Origin of the sequence: Chryseobacterium sp. 22458 (assembly GCF_052044975.1) — a bacterium.
In the GTDB taxonomy this organism is placed as follows: Bacteria; Bacteroidota; Bacteroidia; order Flavobacteriales; family Weeksellaceae; genus Chryseobacterium.
Map to the genome: position 1 here is coordinate 553040 of NZ_JBQEOA010000001.1, position 11501 is coordinate 564540.

Sequence of the window (11501 nt, forward strand, 5' to 3'; positions counted from 1 at the left end):
AGTCAATACCTTTGAAGCTTATTTTTTACAAATGATTTACTGGATTATTACCTGTGTTGTTATTTTGACTGCAACCTTTTTTATTGTCATCAATATGAAAGCATTTGGTGCAGTGCCTAAGGGGAAACGACTGAAGCGTATCCGACAATCAAAATTATACAGAAAAAAACAGTTTCAGAATATCAGTTACACTCCTTCTATTGCCGAAGGATATAAGATGTCGAAAGTAACCTACGATTTCTTTTTGGGTAAAAAAGATCCTTTACTGAAGCCTCTCAAAGCAATTCCTTCTGCTCATACAGACCTCAGGAGCATCGATAAAAATAAGGATGTATTTATCTGGTTAGGTCACTCTTCTTATTACCTTCAGACTGATGGTGTTTCATTTCTGATAGATCCGGTATTGAGTTTATATGGTTCTCCTTTTAAATATTTTAATAAAGCATTTAAAGGTTCAGATATTTTTAAGCCCGAAGATATTCCGGATCTGGATTATCTTGTGATTACCCATGACCATTTTGACCATTTGGATTATCCGACTGTAAAAGCAATCAGAAACAGAACAGGTATGGCTGTTGTTCCATTAGGAGTAGGAGCGCATCTGGAAAGGTGGGGGTATACGGAAGGTCAGCTTATTGAGGAAGAATGGGGAGCCGAAATAAACCTCAAAAATAATATAAAAATCGTTTTTACACCTGCCAGGCATTTTTCAGGAAGAAGAATCAGGCAGAATGATACCCTTTGGACATCCTATGCACTGATAACACCTACCAGGAAAATTTTTCTGGGTGGCGACAGTGGTTATGATACCCATTTTAAAATGATCGGTGATCAATATGGTCCTTTTGATTACGCCATTCTTGAAAACGGACAGTATGGAGATGCCTGGAGGTATATTCATGCAATGCCCGAAGATGTTATTCAGGCAGCGGCTGATATTCAGGCAAAGCATATTATTCCCGTGCATGCCGCAAAATTTGCACTGGCTCTCCATCCCTGGAATGAACCTTTACAAAAGATCACAGCTTTTGGAAAAGAAAACGGACTTGATATCCTTACTCCAATGATAGGAGAGGTGGTAGATATGAATCTGACGGATCAGGAGTTTAGCGCTTGGTGGGAAGACTGATCAGGCATGCCAGATATCCTTATACCTTCTGGGGTGATTTTCAAACTGCTGGCGCACAAAATCACACTCCGGGTCTACAAGCAGATCTTTCTCTTCCGCATAACGAACAAGTTCGTCCAGCAGCAGCTTGGCATATCCTTTCCCTTCACGTTCTTCGTTCAGTTTGGTGTAATATACAATCAACAGTCTTCCGTCAACCTCTATGGACATATAGCCTGCTTTTTCACCATCAATAAGTAACTGCAGTTCGTCCTGATATGGAGTTACTTTAAACTTTATATTTTCCATAATTACTCAGATTTGGTTGATTAAACATAACAGAGAATGCATTCTCCTTTTTAAAATTACAAAATTAATTAATATGAAATAACAGTTTTCCCGAATCTTAACGAAATTTATAATTATAAAAGATAAAAGATAAAAGATAAAAGATAAAAGATAAAAGATAAAAGATAAAAGATCTTATCATTAAACGATTATTGCCATTACGCATATTCTTCAACTGCCAAACTATATTTAATAAATACAGCCGAGTATGAAAATCTTTGATTTTTATCTTGGGTGTACTTTTTTCCAGTATCATTCTAAGCTTACCAAAGTGCACTTAAATGTTTAAAATAAAGACTTTGTAACTTTTTGGTTTTCTAAAACTTAGATACCATTAAAAACAATCGATTATGTAATTTATTCTGCAGATAATCAATTGTTTATGCTTTTTTAACAAACCTTAGCATTTTTAATTCATAATTGGCACTTTAATTGACTAAACCATCATGTTTAATTTAAAGAGGAGTGAAATGAAAAAGTTATTGTTAACTGCATTATTGATCGGGACGTTCAGTATGAGCTATGCCCAGTCAGATTATTATAATGATTACAGAAGGAGTATTTCGGATGTGAACTGGCAAACTGTTGTTGCTGATCTTTTATTGTCTACAACTCAGGCTAACCAGATTTATGCACTGAATGACAGGTACCGTGATTATGATACATGGAACAGGGTATATGTGGTAGAGCCGGGAAGATGGAGAAATGACCGGTATTCAGAGCTGGAAAGAATTCTGGGAAGAGAAAAATATGTGGTATTTAAAAAGAAATATTACAGAGGACAAAATCCGGTGATTGTATACGGAAGAAATAAAAATGATTATAAGAAATACCGTAAACAACAGGAAAAGTATTATAAAGAAAGAGAAAAATACTATAAAAAGCAGAATAAGCATCATGGCCATGGTCATGACGATTAAAGATTAAAACTATTCAAATTATATATTCAATTTTTTAAGTGGCCGGCATTAGTGTCGGCCACTTTTTGCATAAAATTTTCTACAAACCGGCTTTCGAATATTCAAATATTAATTACACGGCTTTAATAAATTTCCAACCTCCTTCTTCCAGCTTCCTTCAGTCTCTAAACTATTTTCTCTATTATTTGTTTGAATTTTATAACTTTGATCTATGGAATCAAGCGAATCAGTCAAAAGTTTTTATGAAAGAAATGCTCCTGACCTGGCTTTTCAGTGTAGCGGAGCTCATGGGATGGGACATTTCAATGTGTTTTCCCGGGAATCTTGTTCCCTGATCAGTCCGTACAGCAGGAGAGATTATTATAAAGTTTCTCTGATCATAGGAAAAGGAAAGCTTCACTATGCTGATAAATGGATCTGTGTAGACCGTCCGGCCCTGGTATTTTCCAATCCTATTATTCCTTACTCATGGGAAGCTGATGATGAGGATCAGAAAGGCTGGTTTTGCCTGTTTACAGAACAGTTTCTGCATAATGGAAGCCGTTTGGGCAACCTTCAGGATTCTCCGCTCTTTAAAATCGGGGGGACTCCGGTTTTCTTTGTCAACGAAGATCAGCAGAAAATACTTTCTGATATTTATACCAAAATGATGACTGAGATTCAGTCTGATTATATTCATAAATATGATATGCTAAGAGCTTATCTTCATCTGATGATTCACGAAACCATGAAGATGCAGCCTGCGGAAAGCTTTGAGCCTTATCAGAATGCCTCACAAAGAGTTGCTTCGTTATTTATGGAGTTGCTGGAAAGACAGTTTCCTATTGACAGTCCTGATACATTTTTAAAGTTGAAGACTCCGAATGATTATGCTCAGAGTCTTTCCATTCATGTCAATTCGCTGAACCGTTCGGTAAAGGAAATTACAGGGAAAACCACAAGTCAGCAGATTGCGGGAAGAATTATTCAGGAAGCCAATGCCTTACTGAAGCATACCGATTGGAATATTGCTGAAATTGCCTATGGATTAGGTTTTGAAGAACCTTCTTATTTTACCAATTATTTTAAAAAGCAAACCGGCCAGACTCCCAATGCGCTCCGGACAAACCTTGTTTGAATTTTATAATTCTTAGTTTGAATTCTATACCGTTGGTGAGTTGAAGGTGTTCTAATTTTGTCTTAAATAATTAAAATCAATACCATCATGAAATTTAGAAAATTAGGAAATACCGGAGAGCAGCTGTCTGCCATAGGTTTAGGATGTATGGGGATGAGCTTTGCTTACGGCCCGGCAGATGAGCAGGAAAGCATCAATACGTTACACAAAGCACTTGACCTGGGTGTCAACTTCTGGGATACGGCAGATATGTATGCCAATGGGGAAAACGAAAAGCTGATCTCTAAAGTTCTGGTTCCGAACAGGGATAAAATTTTTATTGCTACCAAATTCGGATTCAGATTTAAAGACGGTAAGGCAAGTCACAGCGGTGCTCCCGGAACTTATTTTGACGGCTCACCGGAATGGATCAGACAGGCTGTAGACTTAAGCCTTCAAAGATTAAAAATAGATACTATTGACCTTTATTACGCACACAGAGTTGACCCGAATGTGCCTGTAGAAGAGACGGTAGGAGCAATGGCAGAACTTGTAAAGGCTGGAAAAGTAAAATATATAGGATTATCTGAAGCTTCAGCAGAATCAATCAGAAAAGCCAATGAAATTCATCCCATTACAGCTTTACAGTCGGAATATTCAATCCTTACCAAAGATGTAGAAAAGGAGATTCTCCCAACCATCAGGGAGCTGGGGATTTCTCTGGTTCCTTATTCACCGTTGGCGAGAGGTCTTTTTGCCAATATCAATGAAGTACAGAATCTTGGTGACGATGATTTTAGAAAATCATTACCCCGTTATCAGCAGGAATACCTTGAAAATAATACAAAGCTGGCGAATGAAATCAATGAATTTGCCGCTTCAAAAGGTGTAAAAGGTACTCAGCTTGCGTTGGCCTGGGTGTTGAATCAGGGTGATGATATTATCCCTATTCCAGGTACCAAACGGATCAAATATCTGGAAGAAAACATTGCGGCAGTCAATATTGAACTTTCCCAATCAGATCTTGATACTATTGATGCCATTCTTAAAAAGTATCCGAATGTAGGAGAGAGATACAATGAAGGTTCCATGAAACTGGTCAATAACTAAAAAATAATACTACTGGGGCTCCTGTTTGGCGGGAACTCAGTTTTTTATTGTGATTAAGAACTTTATCGTTATGAACAGAAGAGAACTTTTAAAAAACGGATTATTGGCAGGAACATTAAGCATGATCACTTTTTCCACCGTGTTGGCTGAAACAAAAACTGTTGCTGAACAGAATGGGGAAGACCTTTCGGGGGTGAAAAAAATAAAACTCGGGGAGCTGGATCTGTTTATTCTTACCGACGGATACATTCACGAAGAAGATCTGAACTCATTTGCCCCCAGAGCTGCTATTTCTGAACTGAAAAAAATTCTGAAAGATAGCTTTCGTCCGGATACTTATATTGATATGGCAGTCAATATTCTGCTTGTCAAAACAAAAGACAAACTGATTCTGATGGATACCGGAATGGGAATCTTTGCTGATGAAAGAACCGGATTTCTGTTAAAGAGTTTGCAAAAAACAGGGTTTACCCCCAAAGATATTACCGATGTCTTTATTTCCCACGCTCATCCTGATCATATAGGCGGAATTGTTGATAAACAGAATAAACCTGTTTTTCCCAATGCATCTGTTTTTATTTCCAGGGTGGAATATGATTTCTGGAGGAATGCTTCCGTTGAAGATTTTAATAACAGTGCTTTGAAGAAGCATCCTGAAGTTCTTAAGCAGATTATTCCTTCCATTCAGAATATTTTGAAAGTCATTGAACCGAAACTGAAATTTTATGATCTCAGCACCACGCTTTACAATCATTTCAGCTTTCAGCTGGCTCCCGGGCATACTCCCGGCTTAACGGTCACTACATTGTCTTCCGGAAATGAAAAACTGGTATATATTGCAGATCTTATTCACTCGGATGTTATTCTTTTTCCTCATCCTGACTGGGGCTTTTCCGGAGATACCGATTTGGATATCGCAACGGCTTCGAGAAAAAAACTTCTCAAACAACTGGCAGATTCCAGAACCAGAGCATTGGCTTCCCATCTGCCGTGGCCGGGATTAGGCTTTACAAAAATAAAAGACCCGGCATTTGAATGGATCGCTGAAAGTTTTATGAATTGAGGTGGTGGTAGTAATTATGTATGGCTTCCAGAAGAGTAGGGGAATCAAAAAAATTGAGAGGATGGTTAAAGAAATACGTTTAGACCAAACTTAAATTTATTCCTTAAAAATACAAAAGCTCCTTTTCAGGAGCTTTTGTATTTATTAAAAATTATACTTTATATTAAATCCTGTAAAGAAGTAGGCTTTACTTGGGCCGGGATTCACATCGGTATAAACCGAAGCATTATTGTACTGATTATCTGCGTCTGTATCATTGATGCTGTTTCCGTAGAATAAGAACGTATAATTGATCTGATTGGTCAGGTTGTTTCCTATGACAAAAACATCCAGATCCCATTTGTTGAAGCTGTGTTTATATCCTATTTTTGAGTTTAAAAGTCCGAAACTTCTTACCTTGTTGGTATTAGCAAAGTCGGTGTAGACACCACCCATAAAATTATAGGTGTTTTGCCAGTATAGTCCAAAATGGGTTTCAAAATCCAATCCGGCAGATAATTTGGTTTTAGGTACACCCACTACATTTTTGTTGTCATAAACATTCACTCTTGCCGGTTGCTTATCTTCCTTTAAATAGGTACTGAAATCGGAATATTTAAAATCATTATAAGTATAATTGACAAAAGGTTGAATTTTTGAAACAAAAGACCGGGCAGGTTTGTAAGAATATCCTATGCTCATTTCCAATCCTCTGTTTTTTTGATTTCCGGTATTGGCCCAATACGTATAAGGTGTTTTTTCTGCATTGGGCATTGTGCCACCTAATTGCGTAAGTTTATCTGTAATATTGATACTGAACAGCGAGAACTGATAATCTATGGAAGTATTTTCAATCAACCCCTGTACACTGAAATCCCACATTTTTGCTTTTTCTGCAACCAGGTTGTCATTGGTCACATTAAGCCCGGCTATAAAGGCAGTGGCAGAAGTAGGAGCGTTATATCCTTCACTGTAGCTTAGGTTAAATATTTGATTTTTCCATACTTTCTGAAGTGCAAAATGAGGAGTAGCTACTGCTTTAAATTTTTTATCAAAGGACAGGTTTTTTTTATCAACACTTGCTGCAAATAAACCTGGCAGAGCAAGAAGGTCTTTTCTGTTATATCCAATCTGATTGATGCTGACCCCCGCAAGGAACATCAGATCCCAGGGCTTATAAGTGAACTTTTCAACGGCAAAATAGTTGTTCTGATGATTCATATTTTTAAAATAAGATCCGTCAGAAAGAGGTCTCAGAATAGGCGGTTCAGTATTCTTTACACTTTTATACCGGTAATTGGTGATGGTAGACTGGGATTGCTGTATTTCGATTCCAAACTCTGTCTGACTTTTAAAATCATCCCACTCCTTATTGAAGTTGAATACAGATCTTACCCCGTAGTTGGAAAAAGAAGACGTTTCATAAGCTCCCGCAGCAATTCTATCGCCGGTAGTTCCTGTATAGAATACGGTTGTACTGTTTTTTAAATCGGGGGTGATTTGCCAGATATGACCAACTCCCACTCTGGAAGTAACGAATTTTGTCTTAGCACCTCTTCTGATGTAGGCGAAATTTCCGTTGTCGATTCCATTATAATAATCATCATAGGAAATCTGGCCGGAAACCTGTTCCAGGGAATTTCCATGGGTAGCAAGTAAGGTGATCTTCTGTTTTGAGTTCAATTTAAACTCTCCGTTGATGTTATAAAAGTTTTTGATGCTTTTACCGTTAGGACGATATCCGTCACTTCCGATATGTCCGTAGTTGGCTGTGATGGAATGATTATCCCCTGTGTTGGTTACAGAAGTTGAACTTTGAAACAATCCGAAAGACCCTGTATTGAACTGCTCGGAGATAGAAGTGCCTTTTTTGGTTTCAGGCTGTATATAAAACCTGACTGCCCCTCCGGAACCTCCTCCGTATAACGTGGCTGCCGGCCCTTTTATAACCTCTATACGGTTAATAAGCCCGAAATTAACATCATCTAAAACGGTAACCCCATCTGCTCCGGTAAGAGGAATATTGTTGAGGTACATCTTAATTCCCCAATTGTTAAACTTCTGATCGTTTCCATATCCTCTTACTACAATTCTCTGTCCGCCCAGTTGTGTTCTTTTTTCAACCTGAACGCCGGCCATCGTCCCAAGACTTTGTTCCATGAATGCAGGATTGTTACGGTTTATTTCATAATCGGAAATAACCTCTGTAGATTGTGCGTGTCTTTTGAATTCTTCCCGTTCTTTGGCTACTTTAGCTCTTGCATGAATCTCTATTTCATCAATGCTTTTCTCTTTTTCCTGTGCATTGGCAAATCCCATTAAGCATAATGAAAGAGCAATAATATAGTTTTTTTTCATCAATCTTACTGTTGAATATTAGAAAGCAGAAAGGTAAACATAGTCTTACCTTTCTGCTTTCATGTAAAAGTTTAAGAATTATTTTCTGATAATCACCGAAGTATATACCATACTGCCGTTTTGTAAAGCTTTCAGTACATAATCTCCTTTGCCGAGGTTTTCAATATTGAATTCTTCATCAGATTTGATATTTTTCTTTGTCACAACCAGCCTTCCGGAGGCATCATAAATCTCTATATCCATCGGTTTGCCGTTTTCAAGTTTTACATGAATAGGCCCTCTGGTAGGATTAGGATATACACGGTTGTTAAACTGATTATGATGTGATTCTGAAGTAGCTAAAGTTGTATTACTGATTCTCGTAGTAAAAGCTCCTCTTCCATACGTCACCGCAAGGATGGTCTTATCTGATGGGCGGTAATCAAAATGATTTACCTTAAATTTTCCTAAACCATCGGAATATAAAGCCCACGTAGGAGAAGAAGACTGGAAGTTTGCAGTTCCCCATACTCCGTAATAAGTTCCCAGGATCACTTCATTGTTATCTTCTGGGTTCATAAATATAGCTTTAACAGGGATATCCGGAAGATTTCCTTCTTTAGATACCCAGGTTGTTCCGGCATCAGTAGTGTAAAATACACTGGTCTTATTAAAATTGGAAACAGTGACCATAATCTCACTTTCAGATGCTCCGAGTTTAACATCAGAAATATAACCTCCGAAATTATAATTGATTAATGAAGTTGCCGGAGTAGTATCAGCATTGGTCACCTTATATAATTTTCCTGATGAGAGTCCAATGAAAAGAGTACTGCTTGTAGTGGTGTAAGGAGATGCGAGAATATCTGTAACAAATTCACCGGCTGCTACACTGGCAATGGTAAGTTGGGTTCTCGTAAGGCTTAATGGTATACTTGCAAGCCCGCTTACTCTGTTCAGTACAATTGAGGTTGAGCTGGATGTATTGGCATTGCTGTAAGATATGTCAAGATTTCTGTCTACAGCAAGAGGGTTTATAAATAATCCTGGATCCCTTTGAGCGGCAGCCAAAAGATAATAGCTTCCCTGCGGATTGAAAAGAAAATGGTAGTTGTAAACATAAGATGCGATATAGTACTTATTCTGGTCATCGAAGGCCGTATAAGCACCATCTCCACCATATACATCCGAAGTGTTGTAGAAGTTATTGGCTAAGGCAACCCCGGACAGTCTTTTTGTTCCGTTATCCTGAGCCCCTAGAATCATATCTTCATTGGCAAATGTAGAAGAAGGATTTAATGTTCCGTGATAGAATTGAGTCACATTAAACCTTTTATTTCTCATTCCGAGAGCTGTAGTATTGGCCAGGTTGCTTTTATCCGAAGCAAAGAAAATACCTCCGTCATTCCCCATTACAAACTGACTTGTATTTTTTGGATTGAAAACCAGAGCGTGCTGATCGGCATGCACCAGGGAAATGCTGGTACTTCCCATCACATTGTTATTGGACCATTTGGTGTACTGGGTCCAGGTAGCACCTCCGTCTGTACTTTTATAAGAATCTACTCCTCCTACATATACATGTTCATCATTATCAGGATCGGTTTCAATAACCAGATCATAAAAGGCCTGTCCTCGGGTAAAATCATTGTCAGGTTGTGACGTGTCCACAGGATTAGGCAGTGTAATTCCAGATCCTGCTACGTCGGTGGAGATCCATGTAGTACCGCCGTCTGTAGTTTTTGCAATTCTTACAGGTTCAGCACTTGTTGCTCCCTGCATCAGGGCGTAAGCCTTCAAAGGATTGGTACTGGAAACCTCTACCATAACCCTTGAACTGTTGTTTCCTACGTTATAAACATTCGTGAAAGTAGCACCATGATCTGTAGATTTGAAAATTCTTCCCCCGGAAGCAGATCCGGTGAAGCGGCTTTGCCTTGTAGCTACCCAGATAGAATTGTCTGCACCTACTTCTATATCCTGTATGTCATAGCCACGGGTAGCTGTGGAAAGTAAGCTGTTGACCAACGTAAAATTGGTACCATCAGTAGATTTATACAAACCGGCTTCATATAAACCGGCAAACGTAGCTGTCTCTGCGAAATACGTCCCTGCAACTCCGGCATACACTTCTGAAACCCCGTTATTGTTCACTACTTTTATAGCAGGAACATTGTACATTCCTCTCTTTACTCCGGAAGTATAACCGTTTTCCAAATTGAAAACCTGCTGCCAGGTAGCTCCGCCATTGGTTGTTTTCCAGATGCCCAGCCCACTGAAGTCTCCGGTTTCCACTTCACCTGTTCCCACATAAAAAACCTGCGGATTATTAGGATCTGAAGTAATACAAGATACAGTAGTGTTGGACCAGAAAGCATCTACCAGTGTCCATTCAGAATTGGCATCGCTGATATCGTTATTGTACCATAATCCGCCGGAAACTCCACCTGCCCATACTTTTTTACCGGTAGAGTCATTCGGATCAAACATAATCCCTCTCACTCTTCCTCCTACAGCATAAGGACCTCTCTCTACCCAAAGATTAGTGATGCTTTTATTGGCAGTACCTCCATTTCCTTTAGCACCATTGAATAGCTTAAGATCAGTTTGCGGTTGAAACTTTCCACTTTCTACGTTTTTTTCAAGATCTACATAGCGTTGGTTATTCACCGTTCCGGTTTCAGGGTCCATGGTAGCGATAAAATCCTGTAGGTAATATTCATCAGGTGGTTTCTGATGGTGTTCCCTGGCAAATTTTACATTTTTCTGATAAGCAGTTGTAATATCCTGAATATGTTTCAGATATTTCTTATTTACTTTTGTATCTGGATTTTCTTTGCCTTTAGGATGCTGTTGAGCATTAAAATACAATGAGGCTACAGTAAGCCCTATTCCGAAAATTGATTTTAATTTCATAAATGTTTTTTTTGATGCGTAAAAATATGAATTTTTATGATTAAAAAGACATTTGTGATATAATTTTTTTAATTTATTGAGGTAAAAATTGTTTATTTATCTGTATTTGAGTTTTTTTATTGAGAATTTTTATTTTTTGTTGTATTGTTTTCTTGGTTTTTACATTTTCAGATACAAGATAGACTTTATTCAGATCAAAATTTTTCCCAGGTACAGAGACTGTATCTCCATTTTTTTCATTTATAGTAGGGTATTCCGGGCTCTCGGGAAAATATACTCCTTGCAGATAGGTAATGCCATTCTTATTTTCTTTTTTTAAGACTATTTCAGTATCTCCCACCAAAAGGTATTTGATATCAAGCTGGGGATTGTCTTTGATCATGATATTGAAATTTTCTGATCTTGCTCCCTGTAACCCTCCAATAGCAATTGTATGAGTTGCTTCTATTACTTTAAAGTACTGGGCAGAAGAACAGCTGCTGAATAAGAGCAATAGTAAAATAAAATGAATGGCTTTCATATCTGTGTTTTTTTAAATTATGAAAAAGAAATATACAAAAATGTTTCCAAAATACTGAAAACAAGATTTTTAAAATGAAAAACCCTGCAATTTGCAGGGTTTTG

At 38.0% G+C, this 11501-nt stretch carries 9 protein-coding genes; 5 read left to right on the forward strand and 4 right to left on the reverse strand.

Features of this window, described 5'->3' with window-relative positions; genetic code table 11:
* Positions 1 to 31: 31 nt before the first annotated feature.
* Complete coding sequence (locus ACTJJF_RS02355; RefSeq protein WP_440698554.1) at positions 32 to 1129, forward strand: MBL fold metallo-hydrolase; 1098 nt, start codon at positions 32 to 34, stop codon at positions 1127 to 1129.
* Here the strand turns inward: ACTJJF_RS02355 and ACTJJF_RS02360 are convergent, their stop codons facing one another.
* On the reverse strand, positions 1130 to 1417 hold the full coding sequence (locus ACTJJF_RS02360; RefSeq protein ID WP_065398332.1) for a GNAT family N-acetyltransferase: 288 nt from the start codon (positions 1415 to 1417) through the stop codon (positions 1130 to 1132).
* Between the two features lie 509 nt (positions 1418 to 1926).
* Between ACTJJF_RS02360 and ACTJJF_RS02365 the strand changes: the two genes are divergently transcribed.
* The 4 genes from ACTJJF_RS02365 (at position 1927) to ACTJJF_RS02380 (ending at position 5645) form a co-directional block, all read left to right on the forward strand.
* Positions 1927 to 2376: a hypothetical protein gene (locus tag ACTJJF_RS02365; protein ID WP_312300980.1), complete on the forward strand. Its 450-nt coding sequence runs from the start codon at positions 1927 to 1929 to the stop codon at positions 2374 to 2376.
* Positions 2377 to 2587: 211 nt separating this feature from the next.
* Entirely contained in the window at positions 2588 to 3493 is a 906-nt protein-coding gene (locus ACTJJF_RS02370; protein WP_440698555.1) for a helix-turn-helix domain-containing protein, read from the forward strand.
* Between the two features lie 87 nt (positions 3494 to 3580).
* Positions 3581 to 4582, forward strand: a complete 1002-nt coding sequence (locus ACTJJF_RS02375) for an aldo/keto reductase (protein WP_312300975.1) — start codon at positions 3581 to 3583, stop codon at positions 4580 to 4582.
* Between the two features lie 70 nt (positions 4583 to 4652).
* Positions 4653 to 5645, forward strand: a complete 993-nt coding sequence (locus ACTJJF_RS02380; protein WP_440698556.1) for an MBL fold metallo-hydrolase — start codon at positions 4653 to 4655, stop codon at positions 5643 to 5645.
* A 144-nt stretch (positions 5646 to 5789) separates the two neighbouring features.
* On the opposite strand, the gene ACTJJF_RS02385 is transcribed toward ACTJJF_RS02380, so the two are convergent.
* The 3 genes from ACTJJF_RS02385 to ACTJJF_RS02395 form a co-directional block, all read right to left on the reverse strand.
* The gene (locus ACTJJF_RS02385; protein WP_440698557.1) at positions 5790 to 7982 is read right to left on the reverse strand and encodes a TonB-dependent receptor; all 2193 of its coding nucleotides are present in this window, start codon (positions 7980 to 7982) and stop codon (positions 5790 to 5792) included.
* Positions 7983 to 8060: 78 nt separating this feature from the next.
* On the reverse strand, positions 8061 to 10877 hold the full coding sequence (locus ACTJJF_RS02390) for a T9SS type A sorting domain-containing protein (protein ID WP_440698558.1): 2817 nt from the start codon (positions 10875 to 10877) through the stop codon (positions 8061 to 8063).
* A 73-nt stretch (positions 10878 to 10950) separates the two neighbouring features.
* Positions 10951 to 11397, reverse strand: coding sequence for a hypothetical protein (locus ACTJJF_RS02395; RefSeq protein WP_312300965.1), 447 nt, complete (start codon positions 11395 to 11397; stop codon positions 10951 to 10953).
* Positions 11398 to 11501: the final 104 nt, after the last annotated feature.

Coding starts and splice junctions, on each gene's coding strand:
- ACTJJF_RS02395 (WP_312300965.1), bottom strand. CDS start 11,397: ATGAAAGCCATTCATTTTATTTTACTATTGCTCTTATTCAGCAGCTGT.
- ACTJJF_RS02380 (WP_440698556.1), top strand. CDS start 4,653: ATGAACAGAAGAGAACTTTTAAAAAACGGATTATTGGCAGGAACATTA.
- ACTJJF_RS02355 (WP_440698554.1), top strand. CDS start 32: ATGATTTACTGGATTATTACCTGTGTTGTTATTTTGACTGCAACCTTT.
- ACTJJF_RS02390 (WP_440698558.1), bottom strand. CDS start 10,877: ATGAAATTAAAATCAATTTTCGGAATAGGGCTTACTGTAGCCTCATTG.
- ACTJJF_RS02370 (WP_440698555.1), top strand. CDS start 2,588: ATGGAATCAAGCGAATCAGTCAAAAGTTTTTATGAAAGAAATGCTCCT.
- ACTJJF_RS02360 (WP_065398332.1), bottom strand. CDS start 1,417: ATGGAAAATATAAAGTTTAAAGTAACTCCATATCAGGACGAACTGCAG.
- ACTJJF_RS02385 (WP_440698557.1), bottom strand. CDS start 7,982: ATGAAAAAAAACTATATTATTGCTCTTTCATTATGCTTAATGGGATTT.
- ACTJJF_RS02375 (WP_312300975.1), top strand. CDS start 3,581: ATGAAATTTAGAAAATTAGGAAATACCGGAGAGCAGCTGTCTGCCATA.
- ACTJJF_RS02365 (WP_312300980.1), top strand. CDS start 1,927: ATGAAAAAGTTATTGTTAACTGCATTATTGATCGGGACGTTCAGTATG.